Raw genomic sequence first — 15,701 nt, 5'->3', positions numbered from 1 at the left:
GCACACGACACGACGGTGACGGCGTGCTTCGAGGGGCGTTGACGCCGGATTTGTGCGGGAATGAACCGCCGTTAACAGCAATCAACACGCGCACCCAAGTGGATTCCTGCACTCGCTGCGGCTCGATGTAAGGCACTTCGTGGCTGCCGAAGCGTTGGGTGGTGTGTTCGCCGAACACGTGCGCCACGCTGGCGTGGGGCAACTCGGGGTAACGCTCAAAGATAGTATCGAGTGCCCGCCCGATCTCGTTCGGGTCCGGCGTATTGGGGACCTGCAGCACCATCAGCGGCACAACTGCGCTAGCCTCGTCTTGCTGCTTGGCGTACTCAACCCAAGCGACCGTCGAGGTCTTCAGCTTGTCGGTAGCACGGCGCACGAGCACCGTATCGAAGTCGCCAACCTCATCGGGGATGTCCAGCAGGATGGTGTCCTTGATCAAACCGGACTCCTGGACCTTTGCTGCGTCCACCACCACGTTCGGCAGCTTGATGTGCCGGCCGGCAGACTCGATCGCCTTATTGAAGCGCTCGACTGTCGCGGAGATCCCCCACACGACAGGGATGCCAGGCACACTACCGAAACCGTTGATAAGCCTTTGAACGATGGTGGTTTTACTGCTCTGGCTGGCGGCTGATGGGGTCCCCATGCCGCGATGCGCTTCGTCTAGTACCAGGTACAGCGTCAGCGTCGGGTCTTCGATGGTGTTCTTGATTGTGTCCCAAATGGTGAAAGCGCGGAGGTCGGGCCGCGTTTCGGGCAACAGATCGCCGGCCTTCGCCGCCAGATCCTCGGGATCATGCCCGCGCACGAGCAAGCTGTTCTTGCCCAGCTTCTGGGTGTTGAGAAAGTAGATTTTTCCGGACTCGAACCGCGGCCGGTTGAAGGTGTTCTCCACCACCACCAGGTCACTGTGGTTGATACGGTCGCTGGCCTCCATCAGGCGAAACCGTGTCTGCTCGTTCAGTGAAGGATCGTCACTGAACCAGATCACCACTGCGCCGGGGTCCGGGTCGAAGTCGAGTTCGTCATCACCGTGAAACAGCGCTTCAAGCGCGGCGGCGGCCATCACGGTCTTACCTGCGCCAGTCACTGCGGTCAGCGAGAAAGCGCATTTTCGAGACTTGCGGCGCCAGTCGTCTTGAGCGTCTTTCAGATTAGCCAGCGAATCGCGGACCGCGTCACGCTGGTAATCTTTGAGGGTGAACTTCATGCCTTATTCCCCGTTGGCAAAGCTGAAATTGGTCAGGTACGACTCATACAGCCGCACGGACTCAACGCCCTTGGGCAGGCGCTTGGCGATAGCCTGGAAGCGCCTGTCGTCATCGGTCACGATGTAAGCGATACGCAGCCCTTCGGCCTGGCTCACAGCGGCTACGAAAGGCGTGGCTGCATCGATGTCGGTCAGCAGCCCGTAGGTATCTGCCACTGCCCAGCCGGAAGCCGGAAGCTTGTCGATCCGTGCGCCTTGCGCCCCTGCACGAAGCCACAGCAATGGGGCGATGCGGGCATAGGCGAGGTTGTGGTTGACCGCGCTTCTAGCCTCGTAAGTCAGGGTGAAAAACTCGGCGTTCTCGTCAAAACCTTCCGCCATTGGGAATTCGTCGGTGAACTTGTAGTCACCCTTGATCTGCTCGCCGTCGGGCGTTCTTCCTGTGATCGCTGCAGCAACACGCGGCTTGGTGATGTAGTCGCAGATACCATACTTCTCCCATTCAGCATCGCCTGGCCGTAAGCCTTGTTCACGCAAAGCATTCTGCTCTTCTGCCGCAACTTCGTTGTTCGTAACGGATATGCACTGGCGGCTGCCACCGTCCTGGCGGTTCAAGCGCATCACTGCGTGAGCAGTGGTGCCTGATCCAGCAAAGAAGTCAACGACGATCGCTTCTGCCCGATCTTTTATAAATAGTCGCAGCGCATCCTCAACCGCGAAAAGTGACTTAGGATATGGAAATCTTCGCAAAGGAATTAGTGCTTTCAATACTCCTGTCCCACCATGCTCAGCGCTGTGCGATGTGAATTCCCACTGAGTTGTAACCGTCTTCGAGCTAGCCGCTGTGTATTTTGCTATTACCGAACCGTCTCCGCGAGTGCCTTCTACCTGCACCGTCCCTGTCTTTATTTCTTGACGTGCCTTGTTTGGCAAGTGCTGAATTATGTAACGTTGCGGCTCATCCTTTTTTCCATTAGCCCTTATAAAACCTTGCGGCCACCATTGATCAAACGCCGTGTCTGTGTACTCCCAGTTCATCTCAGTGCCGTCTGGCCGAACCGGGAAAACTGCTATACAACCGCTTGGCGGATCTATTGAATCCCTTGCTGTGTCTGGGGGCAAAGGATCACCACGACCCACAATCGCACCATTTTTTTCATTAACGAAAATCGGGTAAAACTGATTCGGACCGCAGGCACCCTTCCCCCTTCTTCCCCTAACAGAAGCGAGATTCCGGCGGCGCATTGTTTCCCAAGAAACTTCAGAACCAACATCACTTTGATCCGATCTTGTACCAACCCTCATCAATCCAAAACGGACAAAGTAAATATATTCATTAGTCCTAGCAAAATCCCCAGAACGGCCGGTTCCTTTTGGATTTATAACCGAAGATACCATTGTTATCTGAGCGCCCTCGAACGTCTGTTCAAGCAAAAGCCCCAGCCGTAGGTATTCCTTTTCGTCAATCGTAACAATAAGCACGGAGCCAACAGGATCCAGCAGCACCTTGGCAACTTGCAACCTCCGCTCCATCATCGCCAACCACTTGCTATGCCGGTACGAATCTTCGGCCTCAATGTAGTCGTTGTTGTACTTCCAGTCCTTCGCGCCAGTGTTGTACGGCGGATCAATGTAGATGGCGTCAACCTTGCCGCGGTGCGTGTAGGTCAGGGCCTTCAGAACGTGATAGTTCTCGCCGTTGATAACGGTGTGAAAGGGCTTCTCACCGCCACGCTGCACCTTGCCCGTGCTGATCAGACCTGGATAGATCGTGTCCCTGAACTCGGCCACGACCACCAAATCGGCCAGATCCACGGTCTGTGTTTCAGCCGTCTCATCCTCTGCCCTGGTTATCAGCTTCAGATCGGCCTTCTTCTGCGTCCTATGCAAAGCGACGACTTGCCATAGCCGCTGGTCGCCCTTCTTGACCGTCCCCCGTGGAGGTAACACACGCACCTTGTCGCCCTTGCGAACAGACCGCAGCGGAAGTTCTACCGCTTCGGGGCTATGGCGCTCGAAGTTCAAGCCAAACGGTAGGCGCGACGAGAGCGCCCGAAACTCGCGCTCGAGGTCGGCCCCCATCTGGGGATCTTTGTTCTTAGCTTGGGCGATCAGATCAGTGAGTCTGGACATGATGACTCCCTGTGTGTCGCAGCCCCTGGCGCGGGCTTCTGAAAAACTGCATCAACATTCACCTTTTTTGATTCTGGGTACTGGTTTCAAATTAGTTGTCCAACACCGCCGGCCTTCTGCGCTCCAACCACGTGTAAAGCGTGCCTGGCGAGCACTCACACAGCTTCGCGATCGCGCGCTTGTTCAGCCCGATCGCCAGATACTTGTCGATCTCTGCAGCCTTCGCGTCGAGCCCCAAGCGCTCGGCCTTTCCCGGTGTGCGCCCGAGTTGCTTACCTGCGGCCTTCCGCTGCCGCAGCGCTTCCTTCGTCCTGGCTGCAATGAACTCGCGCTCGATCTCGCCCGCCAGGGCGAGCACGGTCGCGGTGATCTTTGACGACAACGACCCATCGAGCACCAGGCGACTCTTCACGACGTGAACTGAAACCTCGCGCTCGGCCGCGAGCTTCAGCATCTCGAGCACCTGGAGCGTCGAGCGGGCGAGGCGGGTAATCTCGGCCGCGACGAGGACGGAGCCCGGCGGGATCGCGTGCAGGACCTCGCCGACCTTCCGCTTCTGCCAATCGACTTTGCCGGACACCGTGTCCTCGATGAGGAGCGGCGCGCCGAAGCCGTGCTGTGCGCAATACTCGAGCACCCCGAGCTTTTGATTGGCTACATCCTGGGCGTCGGTGGAGACCCGAAGGTAGGCGACGACGACGGGCGAGGGCAGCGTCGGGAGCTCGAGCGTTCCCGGATCCTTGGGGTCTTTGGCCATGCGAAGTGTCCAGCTTCGGCGAGTGTTCAGAAAAAAGCGATCTTAGCCTTTTATCTGAACACATAGCGTTCAACCTGGGCACGGCCCGGTGTCCGGGGAAAACCATCGTTTAAGTCGGACACCAAAGGCACTCCTGCTGAGCGGCCTAGAACACCTACCCTATGGCGATCTGAGCAGCGATCTGGCCCAACCGTTCTTCGGTAAAAAGCCATGAACCCGGGATCTCGTCCACCGTGCCCGCAGCGCGCGCGCGATCCGACCAAACGTGCCGCTCATAAAGAATCGTGTCGCCGCGGCCTGCCGCGGCAGCCTTCAACCAAGCGCCGATCTCGGCCGGCGTGGCCAAGTACATGCGGGGCAGCTCAGTTGCAGTGACCCCCTTGAACTGGACCAAGCAGAACACTGTTTTCCGAGTGTGCTTCTGCAGCCAGGCGTCGATCGCGCCGTGATAGTCGGCATTGCGGATGAATGACTGCGTCAGCCCCCATCCGCCGTCCTTACTTCCCTTCACCGAGATCTTCATGACCTTGTCGCCATCGACGGCGACAAGGTCATACTCAGGCTGATTGGCTCCGTACTGAACGGAGATATCCCACCCGCAGCGCGCAAACTGGGCTGCCGCAAACGCCTCTGCTGCTGTAGCAACTTGCCATGAGCTTTTCATGCCTGACCTTCTCTTCGATCGAACGGGAAGATGCCTTATATCCTGAATAGCTATGCGCACGAGCACTGAGCTCATCAGCGTCAAGGGCCGGCGCAGCCGGGCGCCGTAGGCGCGAACCCTTGACGCCGCGCCGGGAAAATACGCTGGGCCGGAGGGCTGGGGGTGGCCTTTGACCCCCAGACCCCGAGCCCCCCGCGACAGGGGCAGGTGTGGGCAGCGCCCACGGTTTTACGGCGATGCAGCGCGCACCGCCTCCCGACACGCCCAGCCCGACCACGTCCCCGCCCATTGCGCCGACGCCGGCCGAAGGCACGAGACCCCGAGTACCGACACCGAGAATGACCGCAACACCCTCAACCAGGGCGGGGCTGCGCGCGCCCCCCGGGGCAGCGCGCAGAGTGGGCGGGCGGGGGCCGTGGCGGGGCATGGCTGGAGCGAAGCGGAAGCCGTGCGCCCACACCTGGCAGCGCGACCGCGACAGCGGTGGCGCTGCCTGAACTGCAGGGGAGCTGTGAGCCGGCCTGCGATAGCGGGCCGGGTGACATGACGAGCGGTGAGCGGCGACACGGGCGCATGCACGAGGCGTGCGCCGGGCGCCCTGCGCACTGCAGGGCGGACGGGGCTGGCCGAGCGCAACGCGCTGACCGTCGAGCGGCGGCGGTGGTGGGCTGCGGGCAGGCCTGCGATAGCGGGCCTGGATGAAACTGCAGGCCGTCAAGCGGCGCCGGCGGATCCGCGCCGGGCTGGCGTGGCGGTGGAGGGCTGGCGCGGCGCGTGCGGGCGAATGCACTTGCCCGAAGGGCCTTGTACATAACAGGGATTAGGGCAGGGGTAAGCGAAGGGAGCGTGCGACCGCAGCGCAAGCGAAGCGGCCCCGGACGTAATCGCCTGTTATGTAAAGTGCATAAGCAAGCACGCGCCGTGACAGCCCGGAACCGCCGCGCGGGCCCGGCGCCTGCGCAAGCGGTCGAGCGGCGTCGGGGTTGGCTGGGTGCGTGGCATCGCCGGCCTTGGACCTCGAGCAGCCCGAATTCGGCCGCGACGGATCAAGAGCGTCGAGCCGAGATCACCGACGGTCACGGGCGCGGTGAATTCACCTTTTCACTATCGTAATACCATCATTTTGATATTTTTTTGATATTGAAACGATATCGCACATATAGCCACAGCAGCCCTGCGCCGGCGTACGCCTGGGAGCGTGGGCGGGTGTCTGGTGGTGGTGGGCGAGGCCGGCGCAGCAGCGGGCGCGGGGTGTAAGCGCAGGCCGCCCGGCGCCAGGCCATCGGCCGGCGGGAGGGCCGGCCGGGCAGAGCGCGGGGCGGGAGGCTGGCCGGCCGGGCGTAGCCGGGCCGGGCTGCCGGTGGAGTCGCTCGAAGCTGAGCTCGGCGAAGGCACGGCGTAGCGCGCGCGGCAGCGGGCGCGGTCGGTGCGCGAGGCATAGGCTGGACAGGCGGGCAGGGGTATCGCCGGCCTGGCCCGCCGGTCGGATGGCACGGGCGGGAGCGTCGAGCGGCGACGGCGGTTCAACGCCGGGCCGGCGGCAGCGGGACCGGCGACGCGCGGGCGGTCGAGTTCCACCAGCAAGCGGAGCGCGCAGGGGGCAGGGATGGGAAGGGACCGCAGGTGCCGCGCAGCGGCCGGAGCGAAGCGGAGCCCTGAGCAGCCCGGTGCCGCGCAGCGGCAGCCCCCCGAATGAGTCTGCACCGCAGGTAGATCATGCCGAGTGGATAGGGCGCTTATTTTGCGGGCACGCGCTGGATGCGAGCAGCGGCGCGGGTCGGGCGGGGAAGTGCAGGCAGTTGACCACAGAAACTGTGGAGAACGCGCGCGGCGGTGGAGCGGCGGCGGCGTAGGCCGCCCGGTGCCGGGCCAACGGCCGGCAGGGGGCCGGCCGGGCCAGGTGCGATTCGGCAGGCTGCGCGCCCGGGCGCAGCCGGGGCGCGCAGCCGGTGGAGTCGCTCGAGGCTGAGCTCGGTGAAGGCACGGCGTAGCGCGCGCGGCAGCGGGCGCGGACGGTGCGCGAGGCGTAGGCGGGACAGGCGGGCATGGGTATCGCCGGCCTGGCACGCCGGTCGGGTGGCAACGTCCAGGCGCCCGGGGTGGCAGGACGTAGCGCGCGCGTCAGCGGGCGCGGTCAGCGGCCTGGGCCTCGTCGAGCGCTCGCGCACGCTCGACCATCTCAGCGACAGCTCTCGCGTGAGCTGCGGCCTCCACTTCTGGCGACACGATCGAGCTGCAGATCACCGTAACGCCTTCGTCGCTCAGCTTCTTGACCGGGTTATGCCTCCCGGCAGCGACAGCGATCCGGATGCGTCCATTGCGCGAAGGCTGTTCGCTCGTCTGGCCTTGGAACACCTTGTTTCCATCGGGCTTGAACACGTGGCCACGCTTCTCCAGCAGCGCGATCAGCTCGGCGGCCGTCGCACGCGGTGCCCAGGACATCGAAGCGGCGCGAACATCCCACCCGAGCAGATAGATCTGCTCGAACTCGATCCCCAGTGCTGAGTACCCGTTCAGGAAAGAAACGCCGAGCGGATCCCCAGAGCTGATGTTCTCGGCAGCCTCGGCCGAGAGGTGCAGGAGCTCGTAATGAAGCGCGCGATTCTCTTCCGGCGACCGATCGAACGCCGGCCATTCGCACGTCACGAGCGCCTCGATCGCACGCTCGGTCACGGCCGGATCGGCGGGCTTGGTCGGAGTGGCCTGGGCCCTGGCTGCAGATCCTTGCAGGCATCCCACGGCCAGCATCACCGCGGCGAAGGTCCGAAAAACAGTTCTCGATCCGCTGCCTGTGCTCGTCCCGTGCTCTCTCATGCGCGCCATCGAAGTGTCCAGTTTATACCTACGTATTATCTGAACAGGATATTAAGGTATTCTGGACACTCCCCCTTCACAGAATTTTTCCCCCTAAGCCTGCGGCCCGGCGCGCGCTCGAAATGGACACCAGCGCTGCGTTTTTCTGGACATGCCGCGCTGCGCGCAGGGGCCGAAAAAGAACCAGGACGAGGAGCGAGAGAAGTGCTGATCTTGAAGCTCAGGCGCGGACGAGTAAGGAACGACGGCGTCCGCTCGGTCGTCCCGCTCGTACGCACGAAAACGCGCAAGTACGGTCCCGTCCTCGACGAGAAAGCGCTCTCGGTCAAAACCGACTGGCTGGTCAGCGGGGCGAACTCGTCGGGCAAGACGCGGTGGATCACCCGCGTTCATACAGCGGCGCCGGGGATCTGGCGAAAGCACCCGGTGATCCTGTTGCGTGCGCACATGCCGCTTTCGGCGTGGGCCGAAGACGAGCGCATCAAGGCCTACGTCGAAGAGAAGGGCGAGCGCTGGAACAAGCTGCGCACCTGGGAGCGCACCGATCGGCTTATTTCCTGGGTCGAGAAGAACCGCGCTGCAGTGCTGATCGACGACGCACACCTACTCACCGGCCGGAAGGCAGACATCATGGTGCAGGTCGTACGCGGCGCCGGGCGCGTGGTCACGACCACCACGACCGAGGGCCGGATCCCGATCACGCTGCGCATGGCACTCCAGTCGCGCGCACCCGAACACATCCATCTCGACAGCGATGCGCCCTACGACATGACCACCGTGATCGCCTGGATGGTCGCAGTGCTGGCGACCGCTGCCGGCGCCTGGCCGGTCGCGGCGGTCGTCGGCGGTCTTCACCTACTCGGCCGCGGCGCCCGGTCTGCAAAGCAATCATGAAGCTCTCGCCCTTCCTTCGATTTGCAATCATCTTCTGGCTGCTGTGCATCGGGTGGTTCACGCTGCTGGCGATCGGTTTGGTTGCGAGCATGGCCTACGCTGGCGAAGCAGAGCCGCAGAAACGCCCGGCACCGCCCTGGCACCTGCCTCGGTTCGATGGTGCGAGCGAGGACGCGCGAGAGAAACCGCCAACCGGCGCGCTCGAGCGTCCGCCGGTACTGGATGCGCGCGGACTGTACGACCTGGTCATCACCTGCTTCCCGGCTCGATCCTGGTGGAAGCCCGAGGTTGCACTCGAGGCGCGCTACGCGAACAAGCAGGGCGATACGAACAGCCTGGTGCAATCGGCCGAAACTTCGACCTATGCAGGCGTCGTCGCCCGGATCCCGCTCTACTCCTCGCTCGAGCTCGACCGGGAGCGCGAACGCGAAGCCATGCGACGCAACGTGATCGCGCAGAACGTCGGCAAGATCGAGCAGCTGCTCGCCGCACGCGCGATCGCACGGCGCGAACTCAGCCTCTGGCGCTCGATCGAGGACCGCAGCAGCCGGCGGGTGATCGCCGGCGTCGCCGAGACACGGGAACAGATCGATGCGATCGCGAAGGTCGCCGGGCTGGAGTCGACGCTGCTGACGGTCTCAGCCGACCTCACCGCGGCGAAGCTCGTGCTGATCGGCATGTGCGTTGACCGGACCGACGTCGAGGACGCGATCGACCGCGTCATTCAGGAGCGGACATGAGGTGGTTCAACCATGTCGCCGTCGCCGGCTCGGTCGCCGCGGTGATCGACCCCGGCATGGTCCCGCTCGCCATGCTCGGCTCGACCTCGCCCGACTGGCTGGAGTGGATCGGCGGCACCGCCGCCGGCCGCAAGGTGAAGCACCGCACGATCACGCACGTGCTTCTGACCTGGCTGACCGCAGCGGCCTTCTTCGGCTTGGTGTGGGACTTCCGCGGCTGGGGCCTAGCCTTCACCCTCGGCGCGATCTGTCACTGGCTGCAGGACTCGCTCACCGTGACGGGCGTCCCGGTGACCTGGTGGTCGGACCGGCGCACGACCCTACTCGGCGGCCGGATGCGAACCGGCGGCATGGGCGAGTACGTCCTCAGCGGGGTGGTGGTGCTGATCTGCGGCCTGGTGGTGTTCATGCGCGGGCCGGACTCGGGCTTTCTGCCGTTCTTCCGCAACTGGCCGGCGCTGTACCGCGAGGGACTGGTAGACGGCGCGGAGTGGCGGGCACGGAGGTTCGAGTGGTTTTGAACCTATGCCTGCCTTACCCGGACTCTCTTCTCTAAATCGGGCCGCCACCTGATCTAGATGCAAAGGATTGACATGACAAAGCCATTTCCAAAGTATTTTTTCGGACTGGCCTTCTTCACCCTCTCGATTCTGTCGATCCTGCTAACGCCCATACCACTGGCCTATTTTCTTACCCTATGGGTTAGCGATTTCGAAGGGGCCCGCGGCTACGCAACGCTCGGCGCCGCCGTAGTTATTGCATTTGTCATGGTTATCTTGCTTACAGGCACCTTCCTGTTAGTGCGACACGAACCAGGTCGGGAAAGAGCCACCTTGAAAATACTCACGGCTTTGTGCGCGATCTCGGCCGTGGCGCTCGTGGTGCTGCCAGTGCTATGAGTGAAGACCAGCCATCACTCGCTGCGCGGCCTGTCAACGGATGCATGAATTGCTCACGATGACGTGAGCGTGAGTTCCCGTTTTTTAGTCAGACCGGTGCACAAGGCTACTCGGCGACTGGAAGCGCGGACGGACACATTTTCAGCACGGTGGTCGTTGTGACCTTGGAATTGAAAAACACGGCAGCTGATAAAATCAGCATAAAATGCCATTTACCTATTCCCATAAGGTGCAGAAGATGTTGCGCTGTCATACTAGAAAAATGCTTCGAATCGTCGCACTCGTTTCATGCATTACAGCAAACGGAGCACTTCAAGCAGACACTTTCGACGATGCCGTTAAGGCATATCAGGCTGGGGACCGCAGAACTGCATACAGCCTCCTTACGCCGTTGGCAGAACAGGGAGACGCGCGAGCACAGGGCGCAATCGGGGCGCTGCTCGAAGCCGGTGAAGGCGTAACGCAGGACCACAAGGAGGCTGTTAGGTGGTACAGCAAGGCTGCCGAGCAAGGGAACGCTGTTGCGCAGTTCCATCTCGGAGCTATGTACGACAACGGCCGGGGCATACCCCAGGATCACAAGGAAGCCATTTTTTGGTATCGCAAAGCTGCCGAGCAAGGGCATGTGCGCGCGCAGTATAACCTCGGGATCATGTACGCAAACGGCCAGGGCGTACCGCAGGATTACAAGGAAGCAGCTTCCTGGTACCGCAAGGCTGGTGAGCAGGGCCACCCGTTCTCGCAGACAAACCTCGGAGTCCTGTACGAGAACGGCCAGGGCGTACCCCAGGACGATAAGGAAGCCGCTACCTGGTACCGCAAAGCTGCAGAGCAAGGGTACTCAGTTCCGCAGAACAACCTCGGACACATGTACACCAGTGGCCAGGGCGTACCCCAAGACTACAAGGAAGCTGCTGCGTGGTACCGCAAAGCCGCCGAGCAGGGGCACGCAGTCGCGCAGCGCAACCTCGGGGTCATGTACCACAACGGGCAGGGCGTACTCCAGGACTACAAAGAAGCTCTAGCATGGTTCAGGAAAGCCGCAGAGCAAGGTGACGTAGCCTCGCAGTACAACATTGGGATCATGTACGACAACGCTCGTGGGGTCCCACAGGACCACAAGGAAGCTGTTACCTGGTACCGCAAGGCAGCTGAACAGGGGTACGGAAACGCACTGAACAACCTTGGTTTCATGTATCGAAACGGCTACGGGGTTCCAGAAAACACGGTGCTCGCCTACATGCTCTACAACCTTGCGGCGGCTCACGGCAACGAGACGGCGGTCGAAAATCGGGCGGCCATCTCGAGCATCATGACGCAGGCCCAGATCGAGGAGGGCCAAGCACTCAGCCGCGAGTGGAGCGTTGGCAAGCCGCTTCCAACGATGACCAAGACCTTCAAGGCAGCGAATACCGCAAAAAAGGCGGAGAAGCCTGCACCTCAGAAACAACAGCAGAAGTCGCCTTACCCCGCACGCCCTGCAGCAAAACCCGGCTACACGACCTGCAACACCCGCTGCTTTAACGGTGATTGCTATCGCACCTACTCCGATGGCCAGCAGGTTCGCTTCCAAGCACAGCGCAAGTACAACGGCCTATCAGGCCAGTGGGAATGGGATTCGGGAGGGTGCTGACCAGACATGCAGGAAGAGGGCTGTTTTTTGCAGCGGCGCTTCTGACTCTGATAATCAGCGACGCTGACGCAAGAACGCTGACCGGCCGTATCGTCTCGATCGCCGACGGCGACACCGTGACCCTGCTCGACGGCAGCCTGCAGCAGCACAAGATCCGCCTTGCCGGGATCGATGCGCCCGAGCGTCGGCAGGCGTTCGGGAACCGCTCCCGCCAGCACTTGGCCGGGCTCGTCTTCGACAAACACGTCATCGCCTACTGCCCGAAGACGGACCGCTACAGGCGAGCGATCTGCACGATCGAGGTCGGCGGTATCGACGCGAACCTCGCCCAGGTCAAAGCGGGGATGGCTTGGCACTACAAGGCCTACGAGAGAGATCAGCGGCCCGCTGATCGGAGGCGCTACGCACAGGCGGAAGCGCGTGCGCGCGAAAACAGAGTCGGGCTGTGGGCCGACCGGGCGCCGGTTGCGCCGTGGGAGTTCAGGAAGACCAAGCGGTAACTCAGTCGGGCTGCTTGACCCCGAGCAGCTCGCGAAACTGCGCCGCCAGCGCATCGCGCCCGACCTTCACGCCCATATCGAAGCTCTCGCGTAGGATCGGCAAGGTGGCCTGCAATGCACCCAGCTCGATAGTTACCGGCACGATCGCAAAAGCTGCGTTGTCCGCGCCGACCAGGATCACCGTACTGCCGTTTTCGATGGCACGGACCTCGCGAAAGCTCAGCAGCGCCGCAAAGTCTGCACCCCACGTCGGCGGCCAGTGCTTGCGTGTCATGAGCGTTCTCCTTTCTTGCCCCTGAGCGCATCGACCAGGCGTGCAGCGCGATGCTCCGGCGCATAGGCAATGTGCAGCAGCAGCTTGACCGTATCCGGGATGTTGCGCCCGGTTTCATAGCGCGACCCTCCGGACTGGGTGATAGCGATCCTTGACCAGAAGTCGGCTTGGTTCATGGCCTGCTTCTTCCGAAAGGCGCGGATCTCGGCAGGATCTGAAAACATCAGTTTCGGCATTGCGCTCATAGCTTCAACCCATCTTTTATACCGTTACATCATAACCGTTTTGTCATTAAAAGGCGCTGCTTTGAAGTCTGCGCCGAGGGGCTGATACCCATCGCAATTGCCGACTTGCCAGGCCGTGATGACCGGATCAGTCATTGCCAGAGACCTTGCCGCGCAAGGTCTCTATCAGCGCGGCGTTCTGGGCCTGGACAGCTTCGAGCTGACCGGATAGACGTGCGGCGCTTTCGCGTGCAGCTGCGGCCTCCTTAGCGAGCGCGTCGCGCGATTTCTCCGCGGCGACCACCTTTTCAGCGCAGCGCTGCGCCTCCTTGGCTGCTTCTTTACGGTGCTCCTGGTGCGCCTGATCGGCGGCTTCAGCCTTCGCCTTCACCGCGGCAAGCTCGTTGCGCAAGCTCTCTGCATCCGTTGTCGTCCGCTTGATCTCGGCGCGAACTTGGTCGACATCGGCGTGCGCACGGTCGAGCTCCGCACGCAGATCGGCAACGCGATGTTCGAGTTCTGCCGCAGTGGCGTCGGCACGTTCGGCGCGAGTGGTGGCAGCCCCCATCTCACCCCGCACATGGTCGAGTTCGTCGCGCAGTTTCTGGAGTTCGGCCGCAGCGAGCTCCGCCGTCTCGCGCGCCTCGTTCTCGAGGGCCTCGATGCGTGACTTGGCTAGTTCGAGCTCGTCGGCTTGGGCCTCGAAAGCATCAGAAAGCTCGACGCGCATCTGGTCAAGCTCAGTCCTCTCCGCATCCCACGCCGATTGCGCCTCGCGCAAGGACTGGTTCGCCAGCTCCTGGGCCTGAGTCCAGAGCTGGGCGATCGCCTGCTCGTTCGCCTTGGCGACCACCTCGGGCACGGCGACAGCGATCGGCGCCGCCTGGGCGGTCTGCTGGCGACGCCATTCGCGCATCGCCGCGGTTGCGGCGTGCATGTCGACCTTGGCCAAGCGACGGACTTGGTCGACCGTGGGCATCGTCTGTCGGCCGGACTCTTCGAAAATCTGGCTTGCCGCAGCGAAGACACGTTCGCGAGCATCGAGGAGAAGGTTCGAGTTCATGTGCAAGACTCCGGGCGAGATAGATAATAATCATAATAATAAGATTATTATGATTATGCAAGCGATTATTAGCCGGTGCCCTCGAGGATGCCCTAGGGATTTTGGAGTGGCACCACGGTCTATTTCACGGGCCAGGAGCCTAAAACGCGGGATTAGGCAGGGCAGGAAGTCTGGCGGGAATCAATCTCGGCTCAGACGGGCTGTATTAACGTCGGAGCCTCGTTGCCGACCGCGGTCGAAGCGCAATACGCCGCAAGCGACGGCACCGGGCACGCCTTGAACAACGGCGGTACCCGCGGTAGCGCTGGAAAGGCAGTCGATCGCCGCCCCAAACCGGCCACGTTGGGCGAAAATCGCTGTATTTTTTTACAGCATTTTCATGCACGTCAGAGTCATCCAGTTGATGGTGGCCGGAGTGCGGCGCCCGCGCGAAGCATGCCTGGCCGACCCGGGCATCACCGGCACCTTGAGCATCGGCGACATCCCGATCGGAACCGCCGAGAGGCGACCACTGCACGCAGCGCAACTTTGGGAACGCTGGGGGACTTCGGCCAAGCGCGGCTTGCTGCCGCCGCTGTTCGACGTCCAGGTGCTGCGGATCACGCCGCGCGGGCTGCTGCTGCGCGGGTTTCAGGTAGACAACTCGAACTGGCCGACCTCGGCTCAGCACGCACAGGAATGGTGGGCGGTGCCAATCGACAAGGCGGACTCGGCTTAGCGTGCTTTATTTTCCGTTTTCTGAGACGCCCCCCGACTATCAGCGCTCGAGAGCGGCCAGGCGGCGGGCCTCGGCCCCGTAGTCGCGGCGTATCCGGGCGATGTTGTCACGATCGCCGACGTCCAGTCCGCGCAACTCTGCAGCGTAGGCGCTGCGCTCGGCGGTCCAGCTTGCGACGAGCGCGAGGTCGGGCTGTGGCCTGAGCCGCTCGCGAGAAATCCACTCCGATCGATACGCCATCATCAGGCCGATGAGCTCACGCGCCGACTCATAGTTCACGCAGTCATCTTGCGACCATTGCGGGGCTGGCCGCTCGACCTGGTAAGAGGCGAGGTGTTCGCCGTCCAGGATCAGTGGAATCTCATTTTGATGCAGCGGATAGGTGTTGCTCGGCATGGGAATGGGCTCGACGAATGCCAAACCCCGGATTTTCCTCCCAGCGGCGGTGCCGGACAAACGTGGAGTCAGCAAAGGCACCAGCCGGCGTACTTCTCTGCTCTTCTGCAGACGCTTTTTACTGCCTTTGCGGGCCGTGAGCGGGTGTAACGGCGTGAGAGGTGCCGCTGCGGGAGGGGGGGATGGTTACTGGCCCCCCTGGGGGGGCCTGTTCGATGGGGAGGGGGGGCCGGCTTGCCGGGGGAACCCCGAAGGGGTGCCCCTCGCCCGGTTCGGATTTGCAACTTATCCCCAAGAAGAGCCAGCTATTACAGGCATTTATTAAAGGCTAAAACCTTAAAGGCAACCTTACAGGTTTAGGGGGGGGGTGATTATGCGTACGCAGGGGGGGCGATTATGCGTAGAACCTGCCCTGAAGGGGGGGGTGATTATGCGTACGCGGGGGGGGCGATTATGCGTGGACAACTGCGGCCGTCCACAGGGTTACTAACTTTTCAATAAGTAGAGTCATTCCAGGATATAGCGGCACTCTGGCTGCCTGAAAAATGACTTCACGAGTTCAGGGAGCTTCTGGATGCTGCGCAATGCACCGAGTGCGAGCCGCTTCATCTCCTCGGCACTCTCGACCAACTGGCGCGAAACCTTCCGCTTCACATGAGCCCAGACCGTTTCATCGGGGTTCAGATGCGGCGAGTACGGCGGCAGGTAGGGGTCAGCTCACGAAACGGAAAAAATCGTACGCTATGCCTTGTCGTGCCAGCCCAGCACAATGATTGACATGC

16 protein-coding genes and 1 pseudogene are annotated in these 15,701 nt (G+C 62.1%); 7 read left to right on the top strand and 10 right to left on the bottom strand.

Annotated elements, in window-relative coordinates:
• From ACMV5O_RS20600 to ACMV5O_RS20580, 5 genes are all read right to left on the bottom strand, one after another.
• A partial coding sequence (locus tag ACMV5O_RS20600) for a DEAD/DEAH box helicase family protein (RefSeq protein ID WP_416165202.1) occupies positions 1–1,210 on the bottom strand: 1,210 nt, incomplete at its 3' end.
• A gap of 3 nt (positions 1,211–1,213) precedes the next feature.
• A complete protein-coding gene (locus ACMV5O_RS20595; protein WP_416165201.1) occupies positions 1,214–3,343 on the bottom strand; it encodes a site-specific DNA-methyltransferase in 2,130 nt (709 codons plus the stop codon).
• Positions 3,344–3,434: 91 nt separating this feature from the next.
• The gene (locus ACMV5O_RS20590; protein WP_416165200.1) at positions 3,435–4,100 is read right to left on the bottom strand and encodes a recombinase family protein; all 666 of its coding nucleotides are present in this window, start codon (positions 4,098–4,100) and stop codon (positions 3,435–3,437) included.
• A 154-nt stretch (positions 4,101–4,254) separates the two neighbouring features.
• The gene (locus tag ACMV5O_RS20585; RefSeq protein ID WP_416165199.1) at positions 4,255–4,764 is read right to left on the bottom strand and encodes a hypothetical protein; all 510 of its coding nucleotides are present in this window, start codon (positions 4,762–4,764) and stop codon (positions 4,255–4,257) included.
• A 2,121-nt stretch (positions 4,765–6,885) separates the two neighbouring features.
• Positions 6,886–7,587: a hypothetical protein gene (locus ACMV5O_RS20580; protein ID WP_416165198.1), complete on the bottom strand. Its 702-nt coding sequence runs from the start codon at positions 7,585–7,587 to the stop codon at positions 6,886–6,888.
• 195 nt (positions 7,588–7,782) lie between these two features.
• Between ACMV5O_RS20580 and ACMV5O_RS20575 the strand changes: the two genes are divergently transcribed.
• The 6 genes from ACMV5O_RS20575 (at position 7,783) to ACMV5O_RS20550 (ending at position 12,244) form a co-directional block, all read left to right on the top strand.
• Complete coding sequence (locus ACMV5O_RS20575; RefSeq protein ID WP_416165197.1) at positions 7,783–8,472, top strand: hypothetical protein; 690 nt, start codon at positions 7,783–7,785, stop codon at positions 8,470–8,472.
• On the top strand, positions 8,469–9,212 hold the full coding sequence (locus ACMV5O_RS20570) for a TolC family protein (protein ID WP_416165196.1): 744 nt from the start codon (positions 8,469–8,471) through the stop codon (positions 9,210–9,212). Before ACMV5O_RS20575 ends, ACMV5O_RS20570 begins: the two co-directional genes overlap by 4 nt.
• Positions 9,209–9,733 carry a metal-dependent hydrolase gene (locus ACMV5O_RS20565; protein WP_416165195.1) on the top strand — a complete coding sequence of 175 codons (525 nt, stop codon included), beginning with the start codon at positions 9,209–9,211 and terminating at the stop codon, positions 9,731–9,733. Before ACMV5O_RS20570 ends, ACMV5O_RS20565 begins: the two co-directional genes overlap by 4 nt.
• Positions 9,734–9,805: 72 nt before the next feature.
• Positions 9,806–10,111, top strand: a complete 306-nt coding sequence (locus ACMV5O_RS20560; protein ID WP_416165194.1) for a hypothetical protein — start codon at positions 9,806–9,808, stop codon at positions 10,109–10,111.
• 205 nt (positions 10,112–10,316) lie between these two features.
• Positions 10,317–11,744, top strand: coding sequence for a hypothetical protein (locus ACMV5O_RS20555; RefSeq protein WP_416165193.1), 1,428 nt, complete (start codon positions 10,317–10,319; stop codon positions 11,742–11,744).
• Positions 11,738–12,244, top strand: coding sequence for a thermonuclease family protein (locus tag ACMV5O_RS20550; RefSeq protein ID WP_416165192.1), 507 nt, complete (start codon positions 11,738–11,740; stop codon positions 12,242–12,244). Before ACMV5O_RS20555 ends, ACMV5O_RS20550 begins: the two co-directional genes overlap by 7 nt.
• Position 12,245: 1 nt before the next feature.
• On the opposite strand, the gene ACMV5O_RS20545 is transcribed toward ACMV5O_RS20550, so the two are convergent.
• From ACMV5O_RS20545 to ACMV5O_RS20535, 3 genes are all read right to left on the bottom strand, one after another.
• Positions 12,246–12,518 carry a hypothetical protein gene (locus ACMV5O_RS20545; RefSeq protein WP_416165191.1) on the bottom strand — a complete coding sequence of 91 codons (273 nt, stop codon included), beginning with the start codon at positions 12,516–12,518 and terminating at the stop codon, positions 12,246–12,248.
• On the bottom strand, positions 12,515–12,754 hold the full coding sequence (locus tag ACMV5O_RS20540; protein ID WP_416165190.1) for a helix-turn-helix domain-containing protein: 240 nt from the start codon (positions 12,752–12,754) through the stop codon (positions 12,515–12,517). The genes ACMV5O_RS20545 and ACMV5O_RS20540 overlap by 4 nt, the downstream gene beginning before the upstream one ends.
• Before the next feature lie 136 nt (positions 12,755–12,890).
• A complete protein-coding gene (locus ACMV5O_RS20535) occupies positions 12,891–13,805 on the bottom strand; it encodes a DNA-binding protein (RefSeq protein WP_416165189.1) in 915 nt (304 codons plus the stop codon).
• A gap of 379 nt (positions 13,806–14,184) precedes the next feature.
• Between ACMV5O_RS20535 and ACMV5O_RS20530 the strand changes: the two genes are divergently transcribed.
• A complete protein-coding gene (locus ACMV5O_RS20530; RefSeq protein WP_416165188.1) occupies positions 14,185–14,523 on the top strand; it encodes a hypothetical protein in 339 nt (112 codons plus the stop codon).
• A gap of 39 nt (positions 14,524–14,562) precedes the next feature.
• On the opposite strand, the gene ACMV5O_RS20525 is transcribed toward ACMV5O_RS20530, so the two are convergent.
• Both ACMV5O_RS20525 and ACMV5O_RS20520 read right to left on the bottom strand, forming a co-directional pair.
• Complete coding sequence (locus tag ACMV5O_RS20525; RefSeq protein ID WP_416165187.1) at positions 14,563–14,943, bottom strand: hypothetical protein; 381 nt, start codon at positions 14,941–14,943, stop codon at positions 14,563–14,565.
• Positions 14,944–15,426: 483 nt separating this feature from the next.
• Positions 15,427–15,627: pseudogene (locus ACMV5O_RS20520) on the bottom strand (transposase); the annotation flags it as partial.
• Positions 15,628–15,701: the final 74 nt, after the last annotated feature.

It is taken from the genome of Thauera sp. WH-1 (genome assembly GCF_047806685.1).
Taxonomy (GTDB): Bacteria; Pseudomonadota; Gammaproteobacteria; order Burkholderiales; family Rhodocyclaceae; genus Thauera.
Note: the sequence above shows the minus strand (reverse complement) of the source record. Positions and strands in the feature narration are given on the sequence as shown.

What these genes read in the sequence shown, in the direction of transcription:
- ACMV5O_RS20595 (WP_416165201.1), bottom strand. Translation starts at nt 3,343, where the DNA reads ATGTCCAGACTCACTGATCTGATCGCCCAAGCTAAGAACAAAGATCCC.
- ACMV5O_RS20590 (WP_416165200.1), bottom strand. Translation starts at nt 4,100, where the DNA reads ATGGCCAAAGACCCCAAGGATCCGGGAACGCTCGAGCTCCCGACGCTG.
- ACMV5O_RS20585 (WP_416165199.1), bottom strand. Translation starts at nt 4,764, where the DNA reads ATGAAAAGCTCATGGCAAGTTGCTACAGCAGCAGAGGCGTTTGCGGCA.
- ACMV5O_RS20580 (WP_416165198.1), bottom strand. Translation starts at nt 7,587, where the DNA reads ATGGCGCGCATGAGAGAGCACGGGACGAGCACAGGCAGCGGATCGAGA.
- ACMV5O_RS20570 (WP_416165196.1), top strand. Translation starts at nt 8,469, where the DNA reads ATGAAGCTCTCGCCCTTCCTTCGATTTGCAATCATCTTCTGGCTGCTG.
- ACMV5O_RS20565 (WP_416165195.1), top strand. Translation starts at nt 9,209, where the DNA reads ATGAGGTGGTTCAACCATGTCGCCGTCGCCGGCTCGGTCGCCGCGGTG.
- ACMV5O_RS20560 (WP_416165194.1), top strand. Translation starts at nt 9,806, where the DNA reads ATGACAAAGCCATTTCCAAAGTATTTTTTCGGACTGGCCTTCTTCACC.
- ACMV5O_RS20555 (WP_416165193.1), top strand. Translation starts at nt 10,317, where the DNA reads ATGCCATTTACCTATTCCCATAAGGTGCAGAAGATGTTGCGCTGTCAT.
- ACMV5O_RS20545 (WP_416165191.1), bottom strand. Translation starts at nt 12,518, where the DNA reads ATGACACGCAAGCACTGGCCGCCGACGTGGGGTGCAGACTTTGCGGCG.
- ACMV5O_RS20540 (WP_416165190.1), bottom strand. Translation starts at nt 12,754, where the DNA reads ATGCCGAAACTGATGTTTTCAGATCCTGCCGAGATCCGCGCCTTTCGG.
- ACMV5O_RS20535 (WP_416165189.1), bottom strand. Translation starts at nt 13,805, where the DNA reads ATGAACTCGAACCTTCTCCTCGATGCTCGCGAACGTGTCTTCGCTGCG.
- ACMV5O_RS20530 (WP_416165188.1), top strand. Translation starts at nt 14,185, where the DNA reads ATGCACGTCAGAGTCATCCAGTTGATGGTGGCCGGAGTGCGGCGCCCG.